Here is a 26,831-nt window from a genome sequence, read left to right on the forward strand (position 1 = left end):
GTCACCGCCCACGTCCACACCAGGCAGAGATCATTTACGGGACAGGTCTTAGGCTCCGCTGTCGGCCGTGGCGGGTCGCGGTTCGTAGAAGGTTCCGTCGCGGAGCATCGCGAAGAGGACGTCGGCCCGTCGTCGGGCGAGGCAGAGCAGTGCTTGGGTGTGGTGCTTCCCTTGGGTGATCTTCTTGTCGTAGTAGGTCCGCGATGCCGGGTCGCCTAGGGCGGCGAAAGCGGAGAGGAAGAAGGCCCGTTTGAGCTGCTTGTTTCCTCTCCGGGATGGCTGTTCGCCGCGGATCGAGGAGCCTGAGCTGCGGGTCGCGGGGGCGAGTCCTGCATAGGCGGCGAGGTGGCCGGCGGTCGGGAAGGTGCTGCCGTCGCCGACCTCGATCAGGATCCGTGCTCCGGTCCTGACGCCGACTCCCGGCATCGACCTCAGGACCTTCGAAAGGGGGTGGGCCTCCAGGAGTTCCTCGATCCGTGCGGCCAGAAGTTTGCGCTGGTCGAGGACCGCTGTCAGGGATCCGGCCAGGCTCGGGACGATCAGTGCCGCCGCCTCGGTGCCCGGGACGGTGACGGTCTGCTCGTCCAGGGCGTCGAAGATGTCCTCGCCCAGTCGTTCTGCCATCCGTGGGGCCTTCGGCCGCAACAGCGTGACCAGGCGGCGCCGACCCGCCTTGCGGATCTGGGCGGGTGACCCGAACCGCTCCAGCAAGGTCAGGACGGCCGGGTGCTGCAACCGCGGCCCCAGAACTCGCTCCAGCGACGGATGGATCTGGGTCAGCAGGCCGTGGAGCCGGTTCGCGACCCTCGTTGCCTCCCCGGCCAGGTCGTCGTCGAACCCGACGATCATCTCCAGTTCGGCGATCGTCTCGTCCTCGCCGTCGATCGCCCGCAGCGTGTGAGGCATCGCGCGGGGCGCGTCCGCGATGATGAACGCATCCTTCGCGTCCGTCTTGGCCTCGCCCGGGTAGAGGTCGGCGATCCGCCTCATCGTCAGGCCCGGTAAGTAGGCGACCGGGCAGCCCATGTCCCGTGCGACCGCCAGCGGCAGGGCGCCAATTGAGGCCGGCTGGTCGACCACGACCAGCACCGTCCCGTGCTTGGCCTTCAGCTTGGCGAACAGCTCCCGGAGCTTGGGTTCGGTGTTGGGCAGCCGCTTGTCGAACGCCTTCTTCCCGGCCGGTGTGACGGCGGTAGCGTGGTGTTCGCCCTTGCCGACGTCCAGGCCGAGGAAGACGTCGATGTCGCCGGTATCGATCACGTGCAGGCCCCTCCACCACGCTTTCGTCCGGCCTTGCCTCGGCACCGAGCTGCCACATCCACGTTACGGAGAGCTCTTCCGGCTCGGGTGAAGCCGGTGCTCAAGCCCCTCATCAGCGGTCCGTCGATGCCTCCGGACCCGGTGACACCACCCCCCGGATCATGAACAACAAGGGGGGGAAGTCATGCCGGACCCGAAGGCCGGAGGCCCCATTGCGGAGCCACGAAAAAGGTAACGGGGGGGGGCGTCGTCTGCGATCCCGAACACTTCGGTTTCGGTCTGCGCCGGATGGTGCCGCCGTGTGTGCGCGGGGATTTCCAAAACTTTCGGGCCTGGCGGGCAGGGTGGCTTCGAACTGCTCGACCTGGCTCTCGGCGAGCACCCGCGGACCGACCGGCTGGCGGGCCCGGCCAACTTCATTGAGCCGACCGCGCGGGGCGCCAGGACTTCCGGGTCGATCTGCGGTGCGGCCGGTGCCCCGTCGCCCATCCAGACCACGCCCGTGCGCAGCGTGAAAGGGCGGTTGCGCAGGCGTCACGAGACCGGAAGCCCCATAGGCAAGAGCCCAAGAGGACCTACAAGGACGCCCCTCTTCGATGGCCGGCCCGGCTGAAGGTCACCTCAGCGCCGGGACCCGCTTCAGTTCGCGTATTTGATGCTGACCCAGCCAGTGGTACCGGCCTTCAAGCCTGTCTTCGACGTCTTGTCGAGCTTGATCTTGAACCAGCCCGGGTAGCCCTCTGTCTGCCAGCCGCAGTCCCCCTTGTAGAGAATGCCCAGCGACGAGTAGTTGGTCCCGTGCCCGGTCCGGAAGTTTACGCCGTTGGTGTTGACGACTATGGAGCCCGTTTGGCAGCTCCCTGCCGCAGATGCGGTGGGCGCCAGGGCCACACTCGTGCCGGCGCCCATCATGGCGACCGACAGAACGACAGCAGAGCGTCGGACGATGCGCTCTCTGAGCTTGACCATTTCGAACCTCACCTGAGTAATCGCGACTCCCCTCGTAGGGCAGGCGCGGGATGTTGCATGAAACGATCACTTAACCACAGGCCCAAAGTCCCCTCACCCATGGGCTGTTCATGAGGAAGAGGACTGAGCGCGCTGGAACAAGTCGGCTGGCCCTCAGCTCCCCGAGGCCCGCCCCAGCGGACACTCGGGCCGAGCGCCACGCCAGGAGGTATTTCGAGGCCGTCCGACCACTGTCCCGTTCGGGCCGCAGCCACAACTCCGCAGCCCCCGGCGGGCGATGAAGAACATGACCCGCTCCGCGTCCGGCGCCCAGGATGCACCCAGGCAGAACGTGGCAGCCTAGGCCGGACTGAACGCCTCACGATGGCCATCCTCGCTGTCGGCTTCGGCGAGATCCGCCGCCGGATCGAGTGCGAAGCCGAACGCCACGGCGTGAAGGTCACCGCGGTCAACCCCGCCCAACCCTCGCAGACCTGCCACTGGTGCGGGCATCCCGACCGCAAGAGCCGACGCACCCGCTCCGGATTCCAGTGCGCGCGACCGGTGCCCGAGCCGGACGCGGGCGGGCTGCTGCGGTGATGCCGTCGGGATGTTCGAACGGCCACTCCACCAGCTCGATCCGGTAACCGTCCGGGTCCGTGAGCCACGACGTCTTCGGGTCGTGAGGGCCACCCGGACACTGGACGGGTTCCAGCCCCAGGCCGGCTTCGGCCGGCGTCGTCCGGGTGACTGTCGGCGTGTCAACCTGGATCGCGGGGCGGTCGATTCCGCTGCCCACATCGACGCGTCCGTGGGCGGGACGGTGTACCAGTTCGAGGGAGGCCGCCGGTTCGCCGGGGAACTTGAGGGCCACAAGGCGGCTCCGGTCGTCGAACTCGACCCCTCCCAGCTCGCCGTAGCCCAGGCGGAGCAGAAGGGGAGCGAGTGCTCCAGATCGGTGACGCGGTAGGCGACGAAGAGTGTCTTCATGCGGCCTCCCCGGGCCGGCGCACCCGGTAGCGGAGGTGCGTGACGTCTCGATCCTCGAGCCGTCGGACGAGGTCGAGTTCGATGTGACCACCACCGAGGTGGTCGAACAGCCGTCGACCGCCCCCGAGGAGGACCTGCACCAGGTGGATCTCCATCTCGTCCATCTGCCCGGCTCGGAGGAGCGCTTGGGCAGCCCCCGCGCCATGGACCATGACCGGCCGGTCCCCGGCGGCGGCGCGAGCCTGACGGGCGCAGTCCTCGACGTCGGTGACGAAACGCGCGTGGCCGGGTGGCACGTCCCCGTCATCCACCTGGTGGGTGAGGACCAGGACCGGCACGCCGTCGTGATGGTCGCCCTGCCAGCGCCCGGCGAGTTCGAAGGTCCGTCGGCCGGAAATCACCGCGCCGGTTGCCAGCGCTTCGCGGTAGATCTGGCCGCTCGGACCGTCGGATTCCCGATCGTCGAGCCAGTTGAAAAGCCGTCCGCCGTTGCGTCCGAGCTCCTGACCTGGCCGATCGTCTGGCCCGGCGATGTAGCCGTCGAGCGACATCGACATGTACAGCCGAATCGGATTGTGCATCCTGGCCTCCCTCTCTCCTCCATGACAACGGAACTCGCCGTTTCGTGATCCGCCGACGGGGCGGGCACGTCACAAGGAAGACTTCAGGCAACCGTCAATCTCATCGGCCTGACGCGCCGGCCCTGCTGCCCAGGCGTGCGGGCGGGGCAGCGACGTTGGAATTGGATGCGGTGGCCGGGACAACGACGGCCAGGAGAGGCTAGGCGGCGAGAGCGAGTGTGGGCGTACCGTCGGAACACGTTATTGATCATGCTCCGGTTCCAGCCCGGCTCCTGTCCAGCTGACAGTGCGTTAGGGGATGCCTCGCCCGGATAGGCGGCCATTTTCACCGAAGTAACTGCCTGGCAAGGGTGCCCAGGGTCGGGAGGAGAGAGCACCAGTAGAGCGACAACTCGAATCACGTACGAGCCCGGGATCCGGTCGCTGGCACCGCTGAGGGTCGCTGCAAGGGCAACGAACTGGCCGTGAACGACAAAAAAGGGGTGCCAAGGGCAACATGATCCTCATCGGTGTCTCCCAGCCGACGAGCAGCGCCGTGAACAACACGTGTGCAGGCCGCGTACAGCATGGGGTTCGTGGTCATCGCCGCGGCAGGCCGCCCGGGAGATGCCTGTCCCTTCTCCCCGAGGGTGGCACCCGACGCGGTGATGGCCGGCGCCACGGCCAAGAACGACAAGCTGCCTGGTATTCAATACCGACAGCGCGCTACGAGGACAGTCGCGCCGGACCGGAGCCTGACACCTGCGGTTCGACTGCGGACCGGGCCTCGGTGCTGCACCGCGGTGAAGCGGAACAACATGCGAGGCATTCGCGGTTTTGCGGCATCCGCTGTCTTTGGGCCCGGAGTCGCGGCGCGGTGTGTGGTGCGGGTGACTCCGGGCTGTGGTCCGTGGGTGTCGGTGGCGCGGGTTGTGGGTTGTGGGTTGTGTTCAGTGGGTTTTGCGGAGCAGGAAGAAGATGCTGGGTCCGAATGCTGTGCGTGCGAGGGGGGCTTGGAGGGCCTTTTCGAGGGTGTTGAGTGCGGGGGTGGGGAGGAGTCGTTTGAGTTGTGGGTGGCGGAGGTTGGATACCGACAGGGTGCGTTCAACGGTGAATCCGGTGTGTTGCATGTGTTCTGTGATGGTGTCGGGGTGGTGGTTCACGAAGGGGATGCTGTCGCGGTCGCGGTTGGTGGTGGAGCGCAGGTCGATGGGGTTGCGGGAGAGGGGGCGGCGGTTGAGTGCTGCTTTGAGGCGGTTGGCGGCGTGGGCGCTGTTGGCGACTTCGATGATGGCTCGGCCGTCGTGGCGCAGGATGCGGTGGATTTCTTTGAGGGCGTCTGTGGGGTCGGGGAGGTGGTGCATGACGCGGACCATGCTGACGAGGTCGGCGGTGGCGTTGTCGAAGGGGAGTGTGCCTGCGGGGGCGAGGCGGATTTCTACGCCTCCTTCGGCGGCGAGGTGGGTTTTCGCGGTGTCGAGTTGTTTGCGGCTGGAGTCGGTGAGTGTGACTTTTTCCGCGTAGCGTCCCAGGGTCGGTACGAGGCGTCCGTATCCGCCTCCGACGTCGACGGCGTGCGGTACGAATGTGCCGCGCAGGAGTCGGCGTAGGGCTGTGACTTCTGCCTGGTGTTCGTATTCGCGTCCGTACCAGTAGGTTCGGTAGTCCTCGTGTGTGTCGTACTGATCGGCGCGCTGGGCCGACTGGTCCGAGATGACCGTCATCTGGTGTGCTCCTCGGGTTGTGTCTTTTCTGTCCGTCGCGGGCGGACTCTGACGTCAGGTCACCTCGGATCGGTGGAGTGTGCAGCGCGAGGTGTGGGGGTGTGGGCTGCCGCATGGTCGGTGTGCTGTGGGTGGGCGGGGTGTCTGTGCAGGTGGGGGTGGAGCGGGGATCCGAATGGGCGAAATTCGTCGCGCGGCCCCGTTCGGGTGGCCCGGGTGGCTGGGGTGCCTGCGGCCGGACCGTGGTCAGGTGACGTGACGTCACGGCCCTGCGACCGGGCTTCGGTGATCTGCCGGGAGCTGGTAGGTTCTCGTTTTTACTTCAACGTCCCCCGGACTGGGGCTGGTTGAGCAGGCGCGTTGGTGTGTATTGCGGGCGCAGGGGCCTGTGGAAGTCCGTGCCTGCGGGAGCCGGACAGGCAATGTGGGGGGTCGGGGCGGGGTTCTCGGGTTCTTTGGCTGTGGGTTCTGGTGTGGTGTCCCGTTTCGTTGCGGCGGTTGGATGGTGGGTGCGCGGGGTCGGGGTTCTGGTGGGGTGGGGGTGGGGGTGATGGGCCACTTGGCGGCTGGATTGCTCATCCTTTCGCGGGAAGGGGACCCGGCGCGGCGGCAGGTACGTGACTTTCCACGGAGTCCCCCTCTAAGCATGTTCCGATAATCCGACTAATCGGAAAAGAGGACCTGATGGGTGAACTCTCACGGCGTTCCGTGCTCACCGCGGCGACGACCGCCGCCCTCGGCTCGGCCGTCGCCGGATGCAGCGACACCCTGCAGCAGCCCAGGAGTGTCGCCGGAGCCTCAGGAACCGCCGCCGCCGGCAAGCGCAAGGTCCGGATCATCGGCGACGCCTCCACCGCCGACACCGGAGCCCAGCCCAACCAGCCCCACGCCGTGCCCCTGGAACCCGGCGAGACACCGCCGCAGTTCGTCATCTTCTCCTGGGACGGCGCCGGTGAGACCGATGCCGCGCTCTTCTCCCGGTTCCTCAAGGTCGCCGAGGACCACGACGCGAAGATGACGTTCTTCCTCAGTGGCATCTTCCTGCTCCCCGAAGCGAAACGGAAGCTCTACCTCCCGCCCCACCACGCCCCCGGTGCCTCAGCGATCGGCTACCTCACCGACGCCCACATCCGCGCCACCCTCGAGCAGCTCACCAAGGCATGGAACGCCGGGCACGAGATCGGTACCCACTTCAACGGCCACTTCTGCGGAGCCGGCGGCGTCAGGGAATGGTCACCCGAGGACTGGGACTCCGAGATCGAACAAGCCATCAAGTTCGTCATGACCTGGAAGACGAACACCGGCTTCACCGACCTGCCGCCCCTGCCCTTCGACTACCGCAAGGAACTCATCGGCGGACGCGCGCCCTGCCTCGAAGGACAGCGCAACCTCCTGCCGACCGCCGCGAAACGAGGCTGGAAATACGACGCGAGCTCGCCCGGCGGCATGCAGATGTGGCCCAGCAAACGCGAAGGAGTCTGGGACTACCCCCTCCAGGCCATCCCCTTCCCCGGCCACACCTTCGAAGTCCTCTCCATGGACTACAACATCATGGCCAACCAGAACGGAGGAAACCCCAAGGGCGACCCCACAAAATTCGATGCCTGGCGCACCCAGGCCGCCGAGTCCTACAAAGCAGGCTTCGACCGCACCTACCACACCAACCGGGCACCCTACTTCGTCGGAAACCACCTCGAAACCTGGAACGGCGGCATCTACATGGACGCCGTCGAACAATTCATCCAGCAAATCGCCGGCACACCCGACACACGCCTCGTCTCCTTCCGCCAGTTCACCGAATGGCAAGAAGCCCAAGACCCCGCCGTACTCCGCAAACTCCGCACACTCGACCCCGGACACGGCCCCACAGAAGGCTGGAAACAATTCCTCGGCACCCCCGGACCGACCCGGTGACGGGCCGTCGCAGCTGCCCGATACGTCTCCGGGAGAGGAGCGTTGGGCGGGCCGTGAATCGTGTCGTACGTATGCGCCGGGCGCGCAGGAAGTCCCCCGGGGCGTTGTCGGATGTATCTCCGAGCAGTGCGTTGCCGCGATCAGGGATATCCGTCGGGTGGGCTTGGCTCGCCGGTGCGCCATCGCTCGTCCGCCGTCTTACTGCGGTCGGATTGCGGTCGGCTTCCCCAGCCGCCCCCGGCCGACTTGCTGGACAGGTACGAATCGCGAAGCGTCTAGCGCGGGCCGGTGACGGTGCCGTCGTCATGCGCGGCGAGGGCACAGCAGCCTCGCCACGTGCACGCAGGACCACGTGCACGCAGGACCACATCGACGCTTACGCCACGGGCCCGGCCGCGCGCCTGCGGATCCGGTCCTTCTTGAACTGGACCAGCCGCCACCAGCACACCCGAGCCCTGCGGCTCCCTTCTGCACCAGCTCGCCCGCCGCCGACATCATCGCCGCCGATACACGCCGGCGACTGGTGCACCGGCTGGTGAGCGAACCCGACATCGCGGTCCGCGACCGCGCGGCCGGACTGCTCCTGTTGCTGTTCGCGCAGCCCCCGTCTTCGGATCTGTGCCCTCAGCCGCGACGAGGTCCCCGACGACGGCACCACGCTGCGGCTGCGCCTGGGCACACGCCCGGTAGAGATCCCGCCGCCGCTGGACGGCATGCTCCGCGAACCGGTGCGCCACCCGGTCGGCGAGGCCCATCGTCTCGAACCCGGCCCGAGCCTATGGCTGTTCCCCGGTTCCGTGGCCGGTCGCCCGATGGAGCCGGTCAGTCTGTCGCGCAGGCTCAAGGCGCTCGGCGTCCGGCCCCGGCCCGCCAGGAACGCCTCGCTCATGGACCTGGCCGCTGAGCTTCCCGCGTTCGTTTTCAGCCGTCCGCCCGGCTTCTGCGAGCAGACCGCCGCGAACTGGATGGCCGAGGCGGCGACGAGGCCCGCTATGCCGCCCACCGGGCCCGCGGGGCGGACCGCGTCTGATGCATCTCCCGGTTCTGCCAGGTAAGGGGCGGGGCGCGCGGTGTGGGCGGGGCCCTACAGTAGGGCGCCGCCGGACACCTCGAGGCGCTGGGCGGTGACCCATCGCAGGTCCTCGGAGGCGAGCGCGGCAATCGCGTCGCCGATCTCCTGCGGTTCACCGACGCGGCCGAGCGCGGTCTGCGCGCCCAAGCCCTCGCGCATCTGCGCGTCGTCCCGCATGGCGCCGCCGTTGAAGTCGGTGGCGGTCGGCCCCGGTGCGATGGAGTTGACACGGATCTTGCGCGCCCCCAGCTCCACGGCCAAGGTCCGGCTGAGGGCCTCGACCGCCGCCTTGGAGGCCGAGTACACCGAGGTGCCGGCGCTGGTGTGGCGGCTGAGGGAGGAGGAGACGTTGATGATCCGCCCCCCGTCGGCCAGCACGGGCGCAAGCGCCTGGATGAGGAAGAACGTGCCGCGCACGTTGGTGTCCATCACCGCGTCGTAGTCGTCGACCGTGACCGCTTCCAGCGGTCCGAACAGCCCGATCCCGGCATTGTTGACCAGGACGTCCAGCCGGGTCGCCTCCCAGCGCTCCAGCTGCGAGGCCAGGTGGGAGACGAAGGCGGGAAAAGAGGCCACGTCGCTGATGTCCAGCCGCAGGGCGGCGGCCGTGGCGCCGGTGTCCTGAATGCTCTTGACCGTCTCCTCGGCCTCCTGCGCGTCGCCGCGATGGGTGACGATGACGCGCAGCCCGTGCCGGGCCAGCGACTGGGCCGTGGCCCGGCCCAGTCCGCGATTGCCGCCGGTCACCAATGCGATCTTGCCTGACTCCATGAGTGCATCTCCCTGCGGTGACGGAGCGACGACGGCGGGGGAGTACTCCCGCCGACCGAATGCGAGTCGGGCGACTCGCCTCCCCACGTAAACATCTGCACAGTGGCGAGTCAAGTGACTCGCCTCGTGATGAGTCATACTGGTCCCATGACCGCAGGACTCTCCGCGCACCATCAACGACTCGCTCAGCGCAAGCGTGAGGCGATCACCGCAGCGGCCACGAAGCTGTTCCTCGAACGGGGCTATGACGGGACCTCGCTGGCGAAGATCGCGCAGGAAGCGGTCGTCTCGAAGTCCACGCTGTTCAAGCAGTTCCCCACCAAGGCGGCGCTCTTCGAAGCCATCGTCACCGAGTACTGGGAGGGCGGGCCGGACCCGGCGGCGCCCGCGACGCAGCCCGGTGACCTGGGCGTCGGCCTGGGCGCGATCGGCCGCCAGTACGCCGAGCTGATCGGCCGGCCCGCGATGGCGGCCCTCTTCCGCATCGTCATCGCCGAACTGCCGCGCTTCCCGGAACTGGGACGGGCTCAGTTCGAGCTGGGCAAGCTGCCCTACTTCATCTCCGTCCAGCACTACCTGGAGGCCCAGCACGCCGCGGGAACTGCGGTGGTACCCGACGCGGAGAGCGCCACCAACCAGTTCCTCGGCATGATCGCCAACTACGTCCTGTGGCCGCGGATGCTGCTCGCCGACTGGAGCCCCGCACCTGCCGACGTCGGCCACGCGGTCGAGGAGGCGGTCACGACGATGCTCGCCCGCTACGGCCGCCGCGCCAACGACTCGCAGCACTCCTGAGGTCTCCGGCGCCGCTGCGGGTACGGACGGCGCCCGCCCCCGGAGCCCCGGAACTCTGCGGGAGGCCGCCTGTCAGTACCGGGGCGGCCTGTAGGCGTCATTCACGGCGACAGGGCCCGGCGGCTGTGCGGCCGCCGGGAATGCAGACGGTTTCCCCGACCCGCCGCCGCAGCGGTGCCGTGGCGCGGCACGGACATGGGGGCCAGGCGCTGCCAGCGGCTGCGGGCCCTGTCGGCATACCCTCATCCCCTTGGGTTTTCCGCAAGTCTCAGTAGCCGGACTTGCCAGTACTTCACTGGCGTACTGGGTGCGCCCTTGCCCCCCGTGTGCGCGGGGGGCGAGGGCGCGTCGTGCACGGTCAGGTCACAGGGAGAGCAGGGGTGCGTACCTGTCCCGCCAGGGGCAGGCTTCCTCCAGCTGCGCGCTGAGCCTGATGAGTGTGGCCTCGTCGGCCGGGCGCCCCACGAGGCTGACTCCGACGGGGATCTGATCCCCGGGGGTCCAGTACAGCGGAAGGCTGGCCGCGGGCTGGCCCGTCATGTTGTACGGGCTGGTGAACGCGCTGAACGCGCTCTGCCGGTACAGGTTTTCCAGCGGGTCACCGGATTCGTCGAAGTACTCGACGGGCTGCGGCAGTGACGCCAGTGTCGGGGTGAGGACGACGTCGTACTGACTGGTCGCCCGTATCGCGCGCCGGGTGGCGCGGTGCATCCCGGTGACCGCGGCCGCGAACTGCTCGCCGGACACGCCGCGTCCGTACTCCCGCCACGCCCGCGTCACCGGCCTCAGCGATGCCTCCCGGTCGGGGGCGACGGTGTATCCGAGGGACTGCACCCCCCATGCGTTCACGAAGTGGTCGCTGATCTCCGGGCCGAAGGGCGTCGGGATGTCCTCCACGATGTGACCGAGACTCTCCAGCAGCCGGGAGGCGTGCTCCCAGGCAGCCAGGCACTGCGGGTCGACGGCGACACCCGGGGTGGCCGGAGTCGCATACCGGCCGATGCGCAGTCGTCCGGGGGCGCGTTCGGCGTGGTCCAGGAATGTTTCGCCGGCCGGGAGGGGCGGCACCCAGTGCGGATCGCCCGGTTCCGGGCCGGCCAGCACATCGAGCAGGGCCGCCGCGTCACGCACCGAGCGGGCAAGTGGCCCCTGCGCGGACAGGCCTGTGACCTCCGCCCCGGCCGGGCCCGAACTCACGCGGCCCCGGGAGGGTTTGATCCCGAACAGCCCGCACACACTGGCCGGTATCCGGATCGAGCCGCCGCCGTCACTGGCGTGGGCGACGGAGACGACCCCGAGTGCCACGGCGACCGCGGCGCCACCGCTGGAGCCTCCGGCGGACAATGCCGGATTCCAGGGATTGCGAGCCGGCCCCACGAGGTCGTTGTCCGTGTAGCAACAGCACCCGAATTCAGGGGTGTTGGTCTTGCCGATGCTGATCGTGTCGGCTTCGCGCAGTCTGGTGACGGTGTGGGCGTCGACCGATGGGACATGTGCCGCGAACGCTTTCGATCCGTACGTGGTCGGGACGCCTGCGGTGTCGACGAGATCCTTCACCGCGGTGGGCACGCCGACGAGGGCCGACGGTGCGTCGCTCGCGAAGCGCTGGTCCCGCAGTGCGGCCGCGGCGGTCAGCGCCGCCTCTGGTGTCCGCGTGATGAAGGCGCCGAATCGCTCGTCGTACTCCTCGGCGCGTGCCAGGTGATGCCGCACGAGCTCCACCGGGGAAACCTCGCCCTTGCGTACGGCGGTGGCCTGTTCGAGTGCGGTCAGCGCGTGCAGTGAGGTGGGGACGGTCATACGCTCCTGCTTCCCTGAGGACTCTGTTGCATCGCGGCGACCTGCCGGGCCACCGCCTCTTCATGGTCCCTGAGATCGCGCCGGGCGTCCCGGGGCCGCCAGCGACCGGTCATCACGAAGACGAACGGCAGGAACAGCACCTGTCCGGCCAGACACACCCACCACCAGGCCTGCCACTTGCCGGGGTTGTCGGCGCTTGCCCGTGCGACCTCGGTGCCGTGCTCGCGCAGGATCTTCAGCTGTGGCGCGGCCTTCTGTACGGTGCGCAGCTGCCCGGCTCCGACCTCCTGCTGTGCGCGGGCCGACAGCGCCGGGGGCACCTTGCCGGGTGCGTACGCGCCGAGTTCGGCGAACAGCTTCGGGTGCGCACGGGTGATGGCCAGCGCGGGAGCGGCCTGGACAGACGCCTGCCTGACCTCCGGACCGTGTTCGATCAGTGGTGTCACCGTGTTCACCATGAGGGGGACGCAGGCAGCGGACAGGGCCACCGTGATGCGTACGATCCACCCCCAGACGGCGAGCCCTGTCGCGGTAGCTGCGGGATTGTGCCGTTCGACGGTCTCGGTGAAGCTCGCCATCCAGGGGGAGTAGGCGATGCCGCTGGTCACGCCGATGCCGGCCAGAATGAAGGCGAACGCGTAGTACCCGGTGTGCGGTTGTGTGGCATGCAGGGTGAACACCAGGGTGAAGCCGACCGATCCGATTCCGCCCAGCAGCATGAACGGCTTGCGTACGCGCAGCCGGTCGGAAAGCAGGCCCGCCGCGACCAGGGCGATGGCGTTCGCCCCCCAGTACCAGTCGAGCAGGGCGTTGGCGCGCTGTGCCGTGTAGCCGAAGTCCGTGGCGAAGTAGACGACGAAGTTGCCGACCGCCGCATAGTACAGGAGGAGGTACAGGCTGATGGCTACGGCGGACCCGATCACGTCGAGGCGCATCATCTGGCGCCACTGTCCGTGCAGCGCGACCTCGGCACCCAGGCCCTTGGCGCGGGCCTCGATCAGAGCCCGGTCGCGCACACTCACCATGATCTGATCGCGCAGCGCCGGGGCGAGCTCGCGGAGGCCGAACAGGGCGATCGCGAATATGACGAGCCCGCTGATGCCGGCGAACCTGATCTCGTCCTGCCAGGACGTGGAGGCCCCGTACGTACGGGAGGTGACAGCGGTGACGACCAGGCTGCCGATGATCGGCCCCATGGTCCAGTAGCCCATCGCCGAAGCCCGGCCGAGCTGCGGTGAGAAGTCGCGGATGAGGGCCGGGGTGGCGACGAGGATCATGCCCTCGACGAAGGCCAGCGCGCAGTAGCTGAGCAGATAGCTCGCCTTGCCCGGCGCGTTGGGCAGGACGAACGTGGTCAGCAGGCCGACGACGAGGAGGCCGTACACCACGATGTTCGCCCGGCCCCAGCGGTCGGCGAGACCTGCGATGAGGGAGGCGAACGCGCCGACCGCGTTGGCAGCCACCGATATGTAGACGAAGTACAGGAACGTCATGTGGTACTGACCGATGATGGCGGTCGACACCGCGTACTGGACGTACAGCTGGTAGTAGAGAACGATCGTGACGAGCACCACGATGCCCAGGTACCAGTACCGGGCGCCGCGTTCGGGATAGCGCAGCAGCCGTGGCCGGCTCAGGACCCTCAGCGCCGTCGTAGCAGGCCGCGCAGAACTCGGCTCATGCGTCGGCGGTGGAGATATCGACACCCATGCCTCCTTGTGCTGGTCAACCGGACGCCGCAGTGCGTGCTCGCCCCACGGCAGGCTAGTACCGACTAGTCGGTATGCAGAAGGGGTCGGAGCGGGGTTTGTGCGGGCGCCCCGCAGGGGCTGTCCCGCTGCCAGGCCCTCGTGAGTTCGCGCCGGGCGCCCGGGGATCCAGCGGGCAGGGCGCGCTCACCGTTGACATAGTGAGCACTATTCGAATAGCGTTACCTATATGAACATGGATGAGCGGCGACATCTGTCCGCCGGTCTCCACGCGTCTGCCGATACATCCCCACACCTCTCCCGGAGCACAGAATGACGTCCTCATCGAAAGTCGTCCGTTACCTGCTGGGGGGCCTGCTGATCGGCGGATTCTGGTACCTCAACCGCGGCAGGCCTCTGTGGGAGGAGGCGCTGCGCACGATCATCGTGTTCGCGGTGGTGATGTTCCTGATGAAGTCCCGGCTCAAGCGCAGGTCCATAGACGTGCACCTGGTTCCGCTGATCGCGTCGAAGGCTGCCCTGGTCGCCGTCGCGGCCCTGGTCGAGTCAAGGATCGAGGGTTCCGTCGGTAACCCGGCGCTCGTCGTCGCGATCGGGCTCGGACTCGGCGTCATCCTGCTCGGCCCTCTGGGGGACGGGCATTACTTCACCCGGCAGGTGCCATCATCGGCGTCGGCGCCCGCGCGGCAGGTGCGATGACGGGGTGCGCCGTCCGGTGGCCGGGGCGCCAACCCGCCCGAGTTGAACGGCTGGTACCCGCGCAGCGGTCCGAACCCGCTTACCGGGGTCGCGGCGCCGGCTCCTGGGTCGCGGCAATCTCCACGGTGTGCGGCTGGAGAACGCGGGACCGGGCTCGGCTCTCCGTGCCCTCGTCGGCCCTGCGTACGGGACGGGTCAGCGCTCTTCTTCGCCGGGAGTCGTGCGCGACGGCGCGTTGAGGCCGGCGAACAGCCAGCGGGCGGCGTTGCCGTACAGGTCCTCGGGGACCAGCGCCGGGTCGGTGCGGCGCAGTTGGACCAGCCCCTGGAACAGGGCCAGCAGGACGGTGGCGACTTGATCGAAGGGGGCATCGCCGCTCTGGCCCCGATCCCTGGCGCGGTCGGCCAGCACCCCGGTCAGCGCGTCCCGGTTGGAGCGGAACTGTGAGGCGAGGCGCTCCTGGAATTCCGGGCGGCGGATCGCGTACAGCCAGAACTCCGCCTGGAGCGGTGCCAGGTCCATGTCCTCGTCGGCGACGTCGATCACAAGGCGCGACAGCGCCGTCCGGGCTTCCTCGTTGCTGCCGCCCTGCCCGGTCACGATCGTGGCTGCCTCGGTGAGGCGGCTGCTGCTCCGGCTGGAGAGGAGCTCGACGAACAACTCGTCCTTGCTCGCGAAGTTCGAGTACAGCGCGCCGGTGGAGAATCCAGCGCTCTCCGCGATGTCGTCGACCGACGCCCCGGCGAAGCCCTTGCGGGCGAAGACCTGCGCGGCGGCTTCCAGCAACAGGGCCCGGGTGCGTGCCTTGGTTTCCGCCCGGGTCAGACGTCGCGGACGCGACTCATCGTCTTTCATATAGGGAACTTTATCGATATAGCGATAGTTACGTCAATTTTCGCGGTGCCCGGCCCGGGTGCCCAGGGCGGAGCGGTCGCAGGTCGACAGGAGGTACGCGGAGTGCAGAAGACACACGCAGTGAAGACAGGCTTTCGCCATCAACTGGGCCCGAGGCTTCGTCTGGTGGCCGCTCTGGTGGCCGTCGGACTGGTCGGCGCCGGCTGTACGTCCGGCACACCGCACGGGGCGACGTCCCACCCGGCCTCGTCCGGCACGCGGGCGACACCATCGCCCTCGGCTTCCGGTGAAGCGGCTGGTGTCCAGCCGCTGACCGACCCCGGAACCGAAGGAGCGGGGGCCTATTACTCCGACCCCTACCCCATCCATCGGGCGTCCTCGTACCACGGCGCCCGCAGCCAGTACTTCTCCGGAACCACCAAATCGCTGCTCCACTGCCCCGGCGGAACTCCCGCCCACTGCAAGGCCGGCCAGAAGGTCGAAGTCAGCGCGGGCCCCGCCCTGGTGAACGCCGCGAAGCGGTACGGCTCCCGGACGACGGTCGTCGACAACGAGAACATCTACCAGCTGGATTCCGGTGAATGGGAGATGGCGGCAACCATGTACGTGAAGAATCCCGCCTATCCGCATGCCGCCCCGTGGACGGTGGTCGTCCACGCACATGCCAGGCGCGGGTCGCCGTCCGCCGTCCCGGCGAATTGGACTGCCGACTCGCTGGTGGCCGGATCGTTCGAGCGTCCGGAAAAGGCCGACTACGACGGGAAGTACTTCGAGGACGGCGGCAAGCTGTACCTCATCTACAGCAAGCGGCTCTCCGGGCCGTCCCCGGAGGACGGGATCGTGGCACAGGAGATGGAGTCCTCCTCCCATCCCGCCGCCAGTGGGCCGGTGCTGCTCCTGGGGCCGGAGGATTCGCACGGCGGCTACAACTCGGAGTACTTCTTCGGACTCGACCAGACCAAGAAGTTCAAGCTGATCGAGACGGGAAACATCACGAGGATCGGCGGCAAGTATGTGATGGCCTATTCCACCGGTGCGTTCAATGAACGCGACTACAAGTCGGGGCTGGCGTGGTCCGACACACTGATACCTGCCCACGGTTCCTCCTACCGCAGGATCCTCCGGAAGGACTCCTCGGGAGTGTGGGGGAAGCCCGGGGGCAGCGAAGTGGACTATCTCCTGCAGACGCAGGAGAAAGCCTGGCCGAACTATGTGGCGGACCGTGTTCTTGCTCCCGGTGTGCCCTCCGTCGTCGAAGCGGACGGGAAATGGGCCCTGTACTTCGCGGGATACCTGCCGACGGACGCCCCACGGGTGCCCGGCGGAAAGTTCGATGCGAGCCACCGGCGTCCGTACGTCATGCGGCTGAAGGTGGACGTGCCCCGTAACGCCGACGTGCGGCAGGCATCCGATGCGGAACTGGCCGGCTGGGTGACCCGGGACTCCTGAGATTGAGATAACGGCCTGCGGGGCGGACGTTTGTGCGGGCAGGCGTGTTCGACTGGGAGTGCGGACAACTGGCGAATGCCGGGTGGGAATTGCCATCGTTCAGGAGCGATAACATCGGGGTGCCGATGTCCGATCGAGAAGGCGATTTCACGCGATGGCCGATGAGGCTTACCTGTTTCTGCTCCCTGACCGCCACCCCTGGCTCGGTGCGGCCCTCGCCGCCGTCGGTGAACTGGAGTGCGCGCAAACGCCTGCTGTCCACGGCTGGTTGCAGGCCCACGGGGTCTCGGGCTCCTCGGAGCAGGTCAGGATCCTCCCCGCGGAGGCGGAGGCGTTCATCCCGCAGGACGCGGAACGTCTGCCTGTGCCGTTGAGCGAGGAGGAAGCACTGCGCGTCCACCAGGCGTGCGCGCCGCGGTCCGTGACGGACATGGAGAGCGAGCTCCTGGAGTTCAGAGACACGGTCCATGACTGGGAGGGGCTCGTGCACCGTGCCCTGACCGCAGGGGTTTCCGCGCCGCGCATCGCCCAGCTGACCGGTCTCGATCCCCAGGACATCGGCCGCCTCACCGTGTGACGGCGCGGCCCGGATCCCGGCAGGAGACGACGACGTACCTCGGGCTGCCCCCGTCCGGCGGAGCGCCGCTCGTACGGCGGCAGCACGGTGCTCCCCGGCGTTACTCAGCCTCCGAGCCCGCCACTGCCGAAGCCGCCTCCGTCGTCCTTGTCCTTTCCCGGCCCGTGCGGTTCGTTTCCCTCGGGGCCCGTCCCGCCGAGCCCGGTGAGCTCGTGCGGGGTGAGCCGGTCGTCTCCCTCCACCTTCGGCACTTCGTCCGGTTCCCGGTACTCACGTACCTCGTAGACGGGCCCGCCCTCCGGCATCTTCGGCTGTTCCTCGGGTGTGGGCGGGTCCGACTCACGGTCCCGGACCCGGCGCCCCCAGGCGAACGCCGCGAGCAGGAGACCGACGATCACGAGTCCCCCGATCGCCATGAAGACCCACGCCGACGCTCCGATGGTCGCGGCGAGCTGCACATCTGGAGTGTTCATACCAGTGCACTGCCCGGCGGAGGGCTTCATATCCCCTCATTCGACGTTTTTCAGTCGCTTGAAACACATGATTCGCCCCGGAAGGTCCGCACGTTGTGCTGACTCCCTGTACTGACTCCCGCAGGCCCCGCTGTCCTGGGGACCCGCAATCCGCACCGGGCCTGCGGGCGCATTCACGGCCGTGCCGGGTCCATCGCTTCCAGCACCTTGTCGACGGTGAGCGGGAGTGAGCGCAGCCGGACGCCCGTGGCGTGGTGGAAGGCGTTGCCGACCGCAGCGGCGGTGCCGACGATGCCGATCTCGCCGATCCCCTTGCTGCCCATCGGATTGAGGTGCTTGTCCTCCTCGGCGATCCAGTGCGCCTCGATCGCGTGGACATCCGCGCAGACCGGGACGTGGTAGGAAGCGAGATCGTTCTCCACGAAGGCACCGGAGGCGGGGTCGACGGTGCTGCCCTCGGTGAGAGCCATCCCGATGCCCATCACCATGCCGCCGATGAACTGCGCCCTCGCCGTACGGGAGTTGAGGATGCGCCCGGCCGCGAACACGCCCAGCAGCCGCCGCACGCGCACCTCACCGGTCACCGTGTCGACCTCGACCTCCGCGAAGTGGGCCCCGAACGCGTGCCGGGCGTAGGGCACCGGCTGATCGGCCTGCCCGCTGGTGTCGGCGGCAGCGTGCAGACCATCGGGAGGCACCGCCCCCGCACGTTCATCGAGCAGTCCCCTGAGTGAGGTGCAGGCCTGGTGGACGGCCCAGCCCCAGGACGCGGTGCCCGAGGAGCCGCCTGCGAGAGGGGCGCTGGGCAGATCGCTGTTGCCGATGTCGACCGTCACTGACTCCACCGGTACGTCCATCGCTCCGGCGGCGACCTGGGCCAGGACCGTACGGGCTCCCGTCCCGATGTCGGTGGCGTTGATCCGTACCCGGAAGGTTCCGTCCGGCGACGCGTGTGCGGTCGCCTCGGACGGGGAGACCAGGACCGGGTAGGTCGCGGACGCGACGCCGGTTCCGATGAGCAGGCTGCCGTCGCGGCGGACAGCGGGGCGCGGGTCCCGGTCGCTCCAGCCGAATCGCCGCGCGCCCTCCGTGAGGCAGTCGGTGAGGTGACGGCTGCTGAACGGGAGGCCGCTGTCCGGTTCGGTCTCCGGTTCGTTCCGCAGCCGCAGCTCCACCGGGTCGAGGCCGGTGGCCACGGCGAGTTCGTCCATCGCCGACTCCAGCGCGTACATGCCGGGAGCCTCACCGGGAGCCCGCATCCAGGAGGGGCTGGGCACATCGAGAGGTGCGACGCGATGGGTCGTCAGGCTGTTGGGCGAGTGGTACATGACCCGCCCGGGGACAGCGGCCTGCTCCACGAATTCCTTGATGCGCGAGGTGTGGGTGATCACTTCGTGTGCCAGGGCGGTGATGACACCGTCGTGGCCCGCCCCGAGCCGGACACGGTGCAGCGTGGGGGCGCGGTGGCCGACGACCGCGGCCATCTGCCGCCGCGGCAGCGAGAGCGTCACGGGGCGTCCGGTCTGCAGGGCTGCCATGACGGCGAGCACCACATGGGGGCGGGGCGTGCCCTTGGAGCCGAAACCACCGCCGACGTGTTCGGCGACGACGGTGATGTCCTTCTCCGGGATGCCGAAGAGGGCCGCGAGGGCCTGACGGACAGCCGTCGCGCCCTGACTCGAGTCGTGCACGGTCAGATGCCCGCCGTCCCACTCCGCGGTGCTGGCGTGCGGCTCCATCGGGTGGTTGTGGAGCGGGGGGACGGTGTACGAGACATCGACCCGGACCGGCGCTCCGGCGTGAGCGGTGGTGAAGTCACCCCGTTCGCGGTCGGCGGGGTGCCCCCCGTTGGCCGACTCCGGCGCGTAGATCGCGGGATCGCCGGGTTTGAGTACCGCGTCGTGGGCGTCGGTCTCGTACTCCACCCGCACTGCCTGGGCCGCGGCACGCGCAGCTTCGAGGGTCTCGGCCACGACGAGGGCGACGTACCAGCCGTAGTGCGGCACCCGGTCGTTCTGGAGGACGCTGAGGATCGGGTCGTCGGTGTCGCCCAGCCGGGGCGCGTTGTCGGGGGTGAGTACGGCGATGGTGCCCGGAAGCGACAGGGCCTGCTGGGTATGTACGGCGGTGACCCGGCCGGATGCGATCCCGGCGGGGACCGGCCAGGCGTAGACGCGTCCGGTGGGGGAGTGTTCGGCGGCGTAGGCGGCGGCGCCGGTGACTTTCGCCCGCCCTTCCCTGCGGCTGACGGGGGCACCGGGCGCGGAAGCTTGGTGATTCACGGGAGTGCTCTCTTCCTCAGCCGCGGTTCGCGAGTCGGCCCAGCGTGTCGACGGCCAGATTTCGGGCGAGCTTCACCTTGAACGCGTTGCCGGACAGCGGTGCGGCACGCGACATCTCGGCCTCGGCCGCCCGGAGGTAGGTGCTCTCCTCGGCGGGGGCCCCGATGAGGAGCGACTCCGCGGTCACCGCGCGCCAGGGTTTGTGCGCGACACCACCGAAACCGAGGCGCGCGTACCGGATCAGGCCGTCGTCACCGACCGCCAGGACGGCGGCGACCGAGACGAGAGCGAAAGCGTAGGACGCGCGGTCGCGTGCCTTGCGGTACGCGGAGGGCAGCCCGCCGGATGCTGCGGGGACCACGACCGATGTGATCAGTTCTCCCGGCCGGATGACGGTGTCCTGTTCGGGACGGTCGCCGGGCAGCCTGTGCAGGTCGGCCACGGGTACGGTCCTCCCGCCTCCGGGGCCCACGAGTTCCACCTCGGCGTCGAGGACCGCAAGTGCCACCGCCATGTCGGAGGGATGAGTGGCCACACAGTGCGCCGAATGGCCCAGGACCGCGTGATCACGGTTGACTCCCTCGACAGCCGCGCAGCCGGAACCCGGCTCGCGCTTGTTGCAGGGCTGCCGGGTGTCCTGGAAGTACGGGCAGCGCGTCCGCTGGAGGAGGTTGCCCCCGGTGGTGGCCACATTGCGCAGCTGGCCCGACGCGCCCGACAGCAAGGCCTGGGACAGCACCGGCCAGCTCCGGCGTACCGCCGGATGGGCGGCGAGGTCACTGTTGCGCACGGTCGCCCCGATACGGAGCCCGCCGCCGGGCAGTTCGGTGACGGCGTCGAGGGGCAGCCCGCTCACGTCGATGAGGGTGCCGGGGGATTCGACGCCGAGTTTCATCAGGTCGACGAGGTTGGTACCGCCGCCGAGGAAGCGGGCGCCCGGCAGCGAGACGAAGCTGTGCACGGCGTCGTCGGTGGTACGGGCCCTGACGTATCCGAACGGCTTCATACGACCACGTCCCCGACAGCTTCGACGATCCTCGGGTAGGCGCCGCACCGGCACAGGTTGCCGCTCATGCGCTCACGGATCTCGTCCGGGCTGAGCTCGGCGGGGCCTTCGGCCGCGAGATCATCCGGCGGCGTGACGTGCGAGGGGTGCCCCGCGGCGGCCTCGGCCAGTACGCCGACCGCCGAGCAGATCTGGCCCGGGGTGCAGTAGCCGCACTGGAATCCGTCGCGGTCGAGGAAGGCTTCCTGGACGGGATGCGGGGCGTCGGCGTCACCGAGCCCCTCGATCGTGGTGATGCGGACGTCCTGGTGGGCGACGGCCAGCAGGAGGCAGCTGTTGACGCGGCGCCCGTCGGCCAGCACCGTGCACGCCCCGCACTGCCCGTGGTCGCAGCCCTTCTTCGCACCCGTCAGCCCGATCGCCTCCCGGAGGGCGTCCAGGAGCGTGGTGCGGTGGTCGAGCTCCAGGGTGTGGGCGCGTCCGTTGACCCGCAGGGTCACGGTCGACCGGGTAGGAGCCTTCCCCGACGGGTTGCGCGCATCGGGGCGTTCGCCGGCAGGCTGCATCCGTCCCTCACACCTCTCTGAGCCGCGTCGTCCGAGCCGCCGCGGGAGCGCGGGGCGGGCACGCTCATCCTGCGGCTCTTCCCCGGCGTCCGCACCCGGTGAGCCGGTGACGGGGCCCTGCCGGTTCCTCCGTACAGGGCCGTGCCGAGGCGGTCCGCGCGGCGTCGGACGTCAGGTCGGGCCGGAGCCCGGCCGGGTGAAGGGCCGGGCGCGGCGCCGCGGATCAGGCGGTGGCGTCGTCCGTGCGGTGCCGGCGGCCGAACCAGTCGAGGCAGACGACGAGCGCGTCGTCGTCCAGCGGCGACGAGCCCCGGTGGTTTCCGAGGTCCCGGAGCACCGCACGGGGCACCTGGGCCGACGGCAGGAAGCGATGGGCGGACAGCGAACGTGCCAGCGCTCGCTCCCCGTACTGCTCCCCTGTGGCGGACACGCTGTTGTAGACGCCGTCGCTGCCCACCAGGATCCGGTCGCCCGGCTCCACCCGCATGCGCTCGGCGACGTAGGCCGTCTCCTCGAACATCCCCAGAGGGAGCTGTGCGTCGAAGCCGACCGACTCGACGTGGCGCCCCCGGAGCCTCCACATGAGGGGGGACCCGGCGTCGACAGCCTCCATCTCGCCGGTGGCGAGGTCGAAGCGCAGGAGCAGGACGGAGGCGTGGAGAGCGCCGCGGTACTGCGCGTAGACGGCCTGGTCCGCGAGGCTTGCCTGGTCGGCCAGGCCGAGTCCGGCACGGCGGGCGTTGCGCAAGGCGTTGACGACCAGGTTGGTGAGAAGAGCCGCTTCCATTCCCTTGCCCATACCGTTGGTGACGGTGAGCGTGAGGTGGTGGGCCGACACCGACCAGTCGAAGTTGTCGCCGAAGATCGCGTACGCGGGTTCGAGCTGGGCTCCCAGCGAGAATTCCGGACGTGACACAGAACGGCCGGGCAGCAGCTGCCACTGCATCTCGGCTGCCAGTGTGAGTCGTGTGGCGCGGCGGGCGAGGAGATAGAGGTCGGTGTCCCGCTCGGCCACCAGGATCTCGCGGCCCAGCGCTTCGCAGATCTGCTGGATCTCCAGCAGATCCGTCTTCGCGCAGCTCGCTTCGGGGGCGCTGATGGTGAGGACGCCCATCCGGTCTCCGCGGACGGTCACCGGCACGTGCACGGTGACCGCGCCCCGCACGGCCGTCGGCTCGACGAACGGTTCCTGTGCGCCGAAGGCCCGCCCCTGCGGGCTGCCGTCGATGGGTACCGGTTCCCGGAGGGACGCCACGTCCTCCACGGCCTGGAGGGTGGTCATGCCGTAGTCGGCAAGGCGCAGTTCGGCACTCTCGGTGCCGTACTGCTCCCGCAGCGCCGCCGTTAGGACGTCGAGCAGCAAATGGGGTGCGGCGCTCCGCAAGGCCCTCTCGACGGCAGCCAATCTGTCCACGTGATCCTGCTTCTCATGTCTGCACCGGGCCGCGAGGACGGGCCGGCGACCGGCGCTGGCCTGGCACTCTTCGCCTCATCATACGTTGCACAGCAACAACTGTTTCCGCGCGACAAGAAAAATCGCGTGAGCCGGTGTGGCATCTCCAAGTGGGGGAAGTGCCACTACTGGGAAGCGTGCACGACCAGCGAGGAAGAGAAGCGATATGTCACTGATCTCCGAACGGGCCACCGGGGCGACGCGCGGGAGCGAGGCATCGACCGCCACCGATGAGTCCCCCGCCGGGCAGGCGCTGCCGTGGATCGAGGACGCGGGCAAGGTGGCCCCGAAGGACGCGCGCGCCCTGTCCAAGCTGTTCTTCGATCAGCTCCAGAGCATGGAGGAAGGCACGCGGGAGCACCAGTACGCGCGCAACACCCTCATCGAAATGAATCTTTCCCTCGTGCAGTTCGTCGCGGCACGGTTCCGCAACCGCGGCAGCGGTGACACGGAGGACATCGTCCAGGTCGGCACCATCGGCCTCATCAAGGCCATCGACCGGTTCGAGCTCTCCAGGGAAGTCGAGTTCACCACGTTCGCCATCCCCTACATTCTCGGCGAGATCAAGCGGTTCTTCCGCGACACCAGCTGGGCCGTCCATGTTCCCCGCCGGCTGCAGGAACTGCGCATCGAACTCGCCAAGGCGAAGGACGAGCTCGGCACCCGTCTGGACCGCGACCCCACCATCAAGGAACTCGCGGTCCACCTCGACCTCACTGAGGACGAAGTCATCGAGGGCGTCGTCGCCGCCAACGGTTACACCGCGGGCTCCCTGGACCTGTCCGTCGACGGCACCGACAGCGCGGCGCCCTCGGCCCGCGCGTTCGCCGACGTGCTGGGTGAGCCGGACCCCGGCATGGAGATCGTGGAGAACCTGCACGCGCTGGCCCCGCTGCTCGACGAGCTCGACGAGAGGGAGCGACGCATCATCCAGCTGCGCTTCGGCCAGGAGATGACGCAGTCGCAGATCGGGACCGAACTCGGCGTTTCCCAGATGCATGTCTCCCGTCTCCTCTCCCGCACGCTCACCAAGCTGCGCACCGGCATGTTCGCCTGACCGCCAACCCCTGAAAGAAGGACCGTCGTGCTGAGGGCTCACCCCGCGATACTGCGCGGACTTGTCGATCACTACGGCGAGGTGCTTGCGCTGCATACCGGCCAGGGCACCTGCGCCACGCGGCGTCAGCTGGAGGACGCCACGTACACGCTGTGTGTCTCCACCGGTACGCGTACGGCCGAAGCTGCCCTGATCGTTGCGGAGGAGCAGCTCGCCGCCGCTCTGTGTGAAGGGACACGGGGGGACATCGGGCTCACAGCCTGAAGGACGGCTTGCCGGGCGAGGCTCCGCCGCCCGAAATGTCCGAGAACCGCCCGCGCCGGGCCCGTACCGATCGAACGAGTCCGGGAGCGGCTCGTGCCGGGCCGGTGCCCCCGGCGGTGCTATGCCTCGGGGGCGCCGAGGACGGGTGCCGGGCCCCACGGGGCCTCCAGTGCGGCGCGCAGGGCCGTGACCGCCTGCCGGCCGATGCGCTCGGCGAGAGCCTCCTCCAGCTGTTCCAGTACGAGAGTGGCCTGCTGGTGGGCGCGCTCGCCCAGCGGGGTGCGCCGGATCAGCCGCCGCCGGGCGGAAGCGGGGTCGGGCACCTGTTCCAGCAGCCCGAGTTCCATCAGGCTGTGGGTGGCCTGATGGGCGGTCTGCCGCGTCACGCCCATCCGCCTGGCCAGCTCCGACACGGTCGTCCCGTCCTGGTCCAGGACGGCGAAGAGGCCCAGATGAGTCGGGGAGACGGGCGAGGCGCCGGCCTGCCGCAGTGCCGCAAGGAGCGCCTCGTCGAACCAGCGGCGGGCGTCGCCCAGCAATCGGGGGAGGGTGCGGTCGGCGGGGTGCATCTGTTCCTCGCGAGGGTGGCGGGTGGCCGGACGGATCTTCTGCCGCTCTTGCTGTGCGTCGATCTCTTATGTCAGGCTACCTGACACTTAGTCGATGCTCCCAGGAGAGTCATGACCATCGAGTACGCCACGCGCTACCGGCGCGCGTCACGGATACCCGCCGACCCGGGAAAGCCCTACTTCATCGAGAAGGGCGAGGGGGACCGCGCCCACCTGTTCGGGGACCTGATCACGATCTACGCGGGGGGCGAGCAGACCGAGAACACCTTCAACTTCTTCACCGTCGAAGGCCCCAAGGGCGACATCATCCCAGCGCATCTGCACACCGACACCCACGAGGTCTTCTACGTCACGCAGGGTGCTGTCCGGCTCTTCGTCGAGGACACCGAGGGGGAGCAGCAGGAGAAACTGCTGACCCCCGGCGATTTCGGATTCGTGCCCAAGAACTGCAGGCACGCCTACCGCATGGAACGCCACCACAGCCAAGTCGTCGGCGTCGCCGCGGGTCCCGGCGGTACGTTCGAGCGCTTCTTCGAGAACCTGGGCACTCCCACCGAGGCCGTCGGGCTGCCACAGGAGCCCTGTGTGCCCGAGCCGCGCAAGTTCGCCACCGTCCCCCAGGAGTACGACGTCCAGTTCCTCCCGGACCACCAGTGGCGCTTCCGGTGACCGATCGGCGTTCCCTCCTTGAGGCCATCCCCGCACCCCACCCGGACATCGCGCCTCTCCCCGCCGCGGCCATCTGCGAGCCGGGCGTACGGATGCTGCGGGGTGTGCCCTTCGCCCGGGTCGAGGGGAGCCGCCCGCTGGAACTGGACCTGTGGCTCCCCGGGAGGACCGGAGCGGGCACTGTTCCCGTTCCCCTGGTGCTGTTCGTGCACGGCGGCGCGTGGCGTGCGGGGCGGCGGGACGACATGGGCCTGCAGACGCGTGACTGGTCTCCGGGGCCGTTCGCGCGTATCGCCGCGGCAGGTATCGCTGTTGCGTGTGCCGACTACCGGCTCAGCGGCGAAGCCCGGTTCCCCGCCCCTCTCGAAGACCTCCGCGCCGCGCTGTCCTGGCTCACGCTGCGCTCGGCCGAACTGGGTCTCGATACCGGACGGACCGTGGTGTGGGGCGACTCCGCAGGCGGGCACCTGGCTTCCCTGCTGGCTCTCACCCACACCGCCCCGGCCCCCGTAGGTGCCGTCGTCTGGTACGGGCTCAGCGATCTGACCGCCCCCCGGGGCCACTACGATCCGCAGTCCGCCAGTACACCTGAAGCCATGTTGCTCGGCGGCCCCCCGGCCATGGCCGGGGAACGTGCTCGGGCCGCCAGCCCACTGTCCCTGGCCCACGAGGGTGCTCCTCCTTTTCTGCTGATCCACGGAGAGGAGGACACCATGGTCCCGTGCTCGCACAGCCAGGATCTCGCAACCAGGCTGCGGGAGACGGGCGCACCGGTGGAGCTCCGGACCGTGCCGGGCGCGGACCACTGCTGGTACGGCCTGCCCAGTGCGCGGGTCGAGGAAATCTTCGACCACTCGCTGCGGTTCGCGAAGCTGGCGACGGCATCCGGGCCGTCGCGCGACTCCTGACGTGCAGCCCGCCGCACCGACCCGGGCCGATGCCGGTGGATGCCCGGTCCGGGTCGGCCGCGGGACAGTTGAGGTCAGGCCGGGTTCGCGGTACGCAGTGATCCCCGCTCGTACTACTGCTGGTGGGAACTGCCGCGCCCCTGGCGGGCCGACATGTTCGTGGCCGCAGCAGCCCGGCACGGCATCGCGGTCACCCCTGCGGCGGCGTTCGCCGTCGGCGAGTACCGCGCTCCCAGCGCGGTCAGACTGGGTCTGGCCACACCACGCATCGACGTCCTGTCGCAGGCTCTGGCCGTCCTGGCGGAACTCGCCCGCTCCGCCCCGGACGACCACGTCTCCGACTGACGAGTCCCGAGGAGCCTCCGCTTCGCCGTGCGCCGGCCCGCGTCCGGGGCACGGTGTGTACGCACGCGCGAGGTGAGTACCGCTTCGAGCGCAGGGCAGATGGCATCGGAGGGCAT

The 26,831-nt window shown here is 69.0% G+C and carries 24 protein-coding genes and 2 pseudogenes; 11 read left to right on the top strand and 15 right to left on the bottom strand.

Features of this window, described 5'->3' with window-relative positions; all coding sequences use genetic code 11:
- Nucleotides 1–48: 48 nt before the first annotated feature.
- Nucleotides 49–1,260: an IS110 family transposase gene (locus OG584_RS32390; protein WP_405774447.1), complete on the bottom strand. Its 1,212-nt coding sequence runs from the start codon at nt 1,258–1,260 to the stop codon at nt 49–51.
- Nucleotides 1,261–1,899: 639 nt separating this feature from the next.
- A complete protein-coding gene (locus OG584_RS32395) occupies nt 1,900–2,229 on the bottom strand; it encodes a hypothetical protein (protein WP_405783165.1) in 330 nt (109 codons plus the stop codon).
- A 363-nt stretch (nt 2,230–2,592) separates the two neighbouring features.
- Between OG584_RS32395 and OG584_RS32400 the strand changes: the two genes are divergently transcribed.
- Nucleotides 2,593–2,808 carry a zinc ribbon domain-containing protein gene (locus tag OG584_RS32400; RefSeq protein WP_405783166.1) on the top strand — a complete coding sequence of 72 codons (216 nt, stop codon included), beginning with the start codon at nt 2,593–2,595 and terminating at the stop codon, nt 2,806–2,808.
- On the opposite strand, the pseudogene OG584_RS32405 reads toward OG584_RS32400, so the two are convergent.
- The 3 genes and pseudogenes from OG584_RS32405 to OG584_RS32415 form a co-directional block, all read right to left on the bottom strand.
- Nucleotides 2,798–3,198, bottom strand: a pseudogene (locus OG584_RS32405) (VOC family protein); the annotation flags it as partial. The gene OG584_RS32400 and the pseudogene OG584_RS32405 sit on opposite strands and share 11 nt — an antisense overlap.
- Complete coding sequence (locus OG584_RS32410) at nt 3,195–3,779, bottom strand: dihydrofolate reductase family protein (RefSeq protein ID WP_405783167.1); 585 nt, start codon at nt 3,777–3,779, stop codon at nt 3,195–3,197. The pseudogene OG584_RS32405 and the gene OG584_RS32410, both read right to left, overlap by 4 nt.
- A 929-nt stretch (nt 3,780–4,708) precedes the next feature.
- Nucleotides 4,709–5,482, bottom strand: a complete 774-nt coding sequence (locus tag OG584_RS32415; protein WP_405783169.1) for a methyltransferase domain-containing protein — start codon at nt 5,480–5,482, stop codon at nt 4,709–4,711.
- 684 nt (nt 5,483–6,166) lie between these two features.
- Here OG584_RS32415 and OG584_RS32420 point away from each other — a divergent pair.
- Complete coding sequence (locus OG584_RS32420) at nt 6,167–7,396, top strand: hypothetical protein (RefSeq protein ID WP_405783170.1); 1,230 nt, start codon at nt 6,167–6,169, stop codon at nt 7,394–7,396.
- Between the two features lie 1,084 nt (nt 7,397–8,480).
- Here OG584_RS32420 and OG584_RS32425 read toward each other — a convergent pair.
- Nucleotides 8,481–9,239 carry an SDR family NAD(P)-dependent oxidoreductase gene (locus tag OG584_RS32425; RefSeq protein WP_405783171.1) on the bottom strand — a complete coding sequence of 253 codons (759 nt, stop codon included), beginning with the start codon at nt 9,237–9,239 and terminating at the stop codon, nt 8,481–8,483.
- A 147-nt stretch (nt 9,240–9,386) separates the two neighbouring features.
- On the opposite strand from OG584_RS32425, the gene OG584_RS32430 reads away from it, so the two are divergent.
- Nucleotides 9,387–10,034, top strand: a complete 648-nt coding sequence (locus tag OG584_RS32430) for a TetR/AcrR family transcriptional regulator (protein ID WP_405783173.1) — start codon at nt 9,387–9,389, stop codon at nt 10,032–10,034.
- A gap of 363 nt (nt 10,035–10,397) precedes the next feature.
- Here OG584_RS32430 and OG584_RS32435 read toward each other — a convergent pair whose 3' ends face one another.
- Together OG584_RS32435 and OG584_RS32440 are read right to left on the bottom strand one after the other, a co-directional pair.
- Entirely contained in the window at nt 10,398–11,834 is a 1,437-nt protein-coding gene (locus OG584_RS32435; protein ID WP_405783174.1) for an amidase, read from the bottom strand.
- Complete coding sequence (locus OG584_RS32440; RefSeq protein WP_405783176.1) at nt 11,831–13,540, bottom strand: MFS transporter; 1,710 nt, start codon at nt 13,538–13,540, stop codon at nt 11,831–11,833. The genes OG584_RS32435 and OG584_RS32440 overlap by 4 nt, the downstream gene beginning before the upstream one ends.
- Before the next feature lie 315 nt (nt 13,541–13,855).
- On the opposite strand from OG584_RS32440, the gene OG584_RS32445 reads away from it, so the two are divergent.
- On the top strand, nt 13,856–14,242 hold the full coding sequence (locus tag OG584_RS32445) for a hypothetical protein (protein ID WP_405783177.1): 387 nt from the start codon (nt 13,856–13,858) through the stop codon (nt 14,240–14,242).
- Nucleotides 14,243–14,437: 195 nt separating this feature from the next.
- Here the strand turns inward: OG584_RS32445 and OG584_RS32450 are convergent, their stop codons facing one another.
- Nucleotides 14,438–15,097: a TetR/AcrR family transcriptional regulator gene (locus tag OG584_RS32450; protein WP_405783179.1), complete on the bottom strand. Its 660-nt coding sequence runs from the start codon at nt 15,095–15,097 to the stop codon at nt 14,438–14,440.
- Between the two features lie 165 nt (nt 15,098–15,262).
- Between OG584_RS32450 and OG584_RS32455 the strand changes: the two genes are divergently transcribed.
- Both OG584_RS32455 and OG584_RS32460 read left to right on the top strand, forming a co-directional pair.
- Nucleotides 15,263–16,546, top strand: a complete 1,284-nt coding sequence (locus tag OG584_RS32455; protein WP_405783180.1) for a hypothetical protein — start codon at nt 15,263–15,265, stop codon at nt 16,544–16,546.
- A 154-nt stretch (nt 16,547–16,700) separates the two neighbouring features.
- Nucleotides 16,701–17,123 (top strand): DUF6003 family protein, encoded by a 423-nt coding sequence (locus tag OG584_RS32460; protein WP_405783181.1) that lies wholly within the window; start codon nt 16,701–16,703, stop codon nt 17,121–17,123.
- Between the two features lie 104 nt (nt 17,124–17,227).
- Here OG584_RS32460 and OG584_RS32465 read toward each other — a convergent pair whose 3' ends face one another.
- The 5 genes from OG584_RS32465 to OG584_RS32485 all read right to left on the bottom strand — a co-directional run bounded on the left by OG584_RS32465 (nt 17,228) and on the right by OG584_RS32485 (nt 22,864).
- Nucleotides 17,228–17,596, bottom strand: coding sequence for a DUF6479 family protein (locus OG584_RS32465; RefSeq protein ID WP_405783183.1), 369 nt, complete (start codon nt 17,594–17,596; stop codon nt 17,228–17,230).
- Nucleotides 17,597–17,769: 173 nt separating this feature from the next.
- On the bottom strand, nt 17,770–19,878 hold the full coding sequence (locus OG584_RS32470; protein WP_405783184.1) for a xanthine dehydrogenase family protein molybdopterin-binding subunit: 2,109 nt from the start codon (nt 19,876–19,878) through the stop codon (nt 17,770–17,772).
- A gap of 16 nt (nt 19,879–19,894) precedes the next feature.
- Entirely contained in the window at nt 19,895–20,884 is a 990-nt protein-coding gene (locus OG584_RS32475; RefSeq protein ID WP_405783186.1) for an FAD binding domain-containing protein, read from the bottom strand.
- The gene (locus OG584_RS32480) at nt 20,881–21,450 is read right to left on the bottom strand and encodes a 2Fe-2S iron-sulfur cluster-binding protein (RefSeq protein ID WP_405783187.1); all 570 of its coding nucleotides are present in this window, start codon (nt 21,448–21,450) and stop codon (nt 20,881–20,883) included. Before OG584_RS32480 ends, OG584_RS32475 begins: the two co-directional genes overlap by 4 nt.
- Nucleotides 21,451–21,673: 223 nt before the next feature.
- The gene (locus OG584_RS32485) at nt 21,674–22,864 is read right to left on the bottom strand and encodes a PP2C family protein-serine/threonine phosphatase (protein WP_405783188.1); all 1,191 of its coding nucleotides are present in this window, start codon (nt 22,862–22,864) and stop codon (nt 21,674–21,676) included.
- A 205-nt stretch (nt 22,865–23,069) separates the two neighbouring features.
- Here OG584_RS32485 and OG584_RS32490 point away from each other — a divergent pair, with 205 nt between their 5' ends.
- Both OG584_RS32490 and OG584_RS32495 read left to right on the top strand, forming a co-directional pair.
- A complete protein-coding gene (locus OG584_RS32490; protein ID WP_405783190.1) occupies nt 23,070–23,960 on the top strand; it encodes an RNA polymerase sigma factor SigF in 891 nt (296 codons plus the stop codon).
- Between the two features lie 27 nt (nt 23,961–23,987).
- On the top strand, nt 23,988–24,224 hold the full coding sequence (locus OG584_RS32495; protein ID WP_405783192.1) for a DUF5133 domain-containing protein: 237 nt from the start codon (nt 23,988–23,990) through the stop codon (nt 24,222–24,224).
- Between the two features lie 119 nt (nt 24,225–24,343).
- Here OG584_RS32495 and OG584_RS32500 read toward each other — a convergent pair whose 3' ends face one another.
- Complete coding sequence (locus tag OG584_RS32500; protein WP_405783194.1) at nt 24,344–24,793, bottom strand: MarR family winged helix-turn-helix transcriptional regulator; 450 nt, start codon at nt 24,791–24,793, stop codon at nt 24,344–24,346.
- A gap of 111 nt (nt 24,794–24,904) precedes the next feature.
- Here OG584_RS32500 and OG584_RS32505 point away from each other — a divergent pair, with 111 nt between their 5' ends.
- From OG584_RS32505 to OG584_RS32515, 3 genes and pseudogenes are all read left to right on the top strand, one after another.
- The gene (locus OG584_RS32505) at nt 24,905–25,462 is read left to right on the top strand and encodes a quercetin 2,3-dioxygenase (RefSeq protein ID WP_405783196.1); all 558 of its coding nucleotides are present in this window, start codon (nt 24,905–24,907) and stop codon (nt 25,460–25,462) included.
- A complete protein-coding gene (locus OG584_RS32510; RefSeq protein WP_405783198.1) occupies nt 25,459–26,370 on the top strand; it encodes an alpha/beta hydrolase fold domain-containing protein in 912 nt (303 codons plus the stop codon). The genes OG584_RS32505 and OG584_RS32510 overlap by 4 nt, the downstream gene beginning before the upstream one ends.
- An 81-nt stretch (nt 26,371–26,451) precedes the next feature.
- Nucleotides 26,452–26,715: pseudogene (locus OG584_RS32515) on the top strand (PLP-dependent aminotransferase family protein); the annotation flags it as partial.
- Nucleotides 26,716–26,831: the final 116 nt, after the last annotated feature.

It is taken from the genome of Streptomyces sp. NBC_00859 (genome assembly GCF_045161865.1).
In the GTDB taxonomy this organism is placed as follows: domain Bacteria; phylum Actinomycetota; class Actinomycetes; order Streptomycetales; family Streptomycetaceae; genus Streptomyces.

Excerpts from the sequence above, each read along its gene's own strand:
- OG584_RS32395 (WP_405783165.1), bottom strand. The coding sequence starts at position 2,229 with ATGGTCAAGCTCAGAGAGCGCATCGTCCGACGCTCTGCTGTCGTTCTG.
- OG584_RS32400 (WP_405783166.1), top strand. The coding sequence starts at position 2,593 with ATGGCCATCCTCGCTGTCGGCTTCGGCGAGATCCGCCGCCGGATCGAG.
- OG584_RS32410 (WP_405783167.1), bottom strand. The coding sequence starts at position 3,779 with ATGCACAATCCGATTCGGCTGTACATGTCGATGTCGCTCGACGGCTAC.
- OG584_RS32415 (WP_405783169.1), bottom strand. The coding sequence starts at position 5,482 with ATGACGGTCATCTCGGACCAGTCGGCCCAGCGCGCCGATCAGTACGAC.
- OG584_RS32420 (WP_405783170.1), top strand. The coding sequence starts at position 6,167 with ATGGGTGAACTCTCACGGCGTTCCGTGCTCACCGCGGCGACGACCGCC.
- OG584_RS32425 (WP_405783171.1), bottom strand. The coding sequence starts at position 9,239 with ATGGAGTCAGGCAAGATCGCATTGGTGACCGGCGGCAATCGCGGACTG.
- OG584_RS32430 (WP_405783173.1), top strand. The coding sequence starts at position 9,387 with ATGACCGCAGGACTCTCCGCGCACCATCAACGACTCGCTCAGCGCAAG.
- OG584_RS32435 (WP_405783174.1), bottom strand. The coding sequence starts at position 11,834 with ATGACCGTCCCCACCTCACTGCACGCGCTGACCGCACTCGAACAGGCC.
- OG584_RS32445 (WP_405783177.1), top strand. The coding sequence starts at position 13,856 with ATGACGTCCTCATCGAAAGTCGTCCGTTACCTGCTGGGGGGCCTGCTG.
- OG584_RS32450 (WP_405783179.1), bottom strand. The coding sequence starts at position 15,097 with ATGAAAGACGATGAGTCGCGTCCGCGACGTCTGACCCGGGCGGAAACC.
- OG584_RS32460 (WP_405783181.1), top strand. The coding sequence starts at position 16,701 with ATGGCCGATGAGGCTTACCTGTTTCTGCTCCCTGACCGCCACCCCTGG.
- OG584_RS32465 (WP_405783183.1), bottom strand. The coding sequence starts at position 17,596 with ATGAACACTCCAGATGTGCAGCTCGCCGCGACCATCGGAGCGTCGGCG.
- OG584_RS32475 (WP_405783186.1), bottom strand. The coding sequence starts at position 20,884 with ATGAAGCCGTTCGGATACGTCAGGGCCCGTACCACCGACGACGCCGTG.
- OG584_RS32480 (WP_405783187.1), bottom strand. The coding sequence starts at position 21,450 with ATGCAGCCTGCCGGCGAACGCCCCGATGCGCGCAACCCGTCGGGGAAG.
- OG584_RS32490 (WP_405783190.1), top strand. The coding sequence starts at position 23,070 with ATGTCACTGATCTCCGAACGGGCCACCGGGGCGACGCGCGGGAGCGAG.
- OG584_RS32500 (WP_405783194.1), bottom strand. The coding sequence starts at position 24,793 with ATGCACCCCGCCGACCGCACCCTCCCCCGATTGCTGGGCGACGCCCGC.
- OG584_RS32505 (WP_405783196.1), top strand. The coding sequence starts at position 24,905 with ATGACCATCGAGTACGCCACGCGCTACCGGCGCGCGTCACGGATACCC.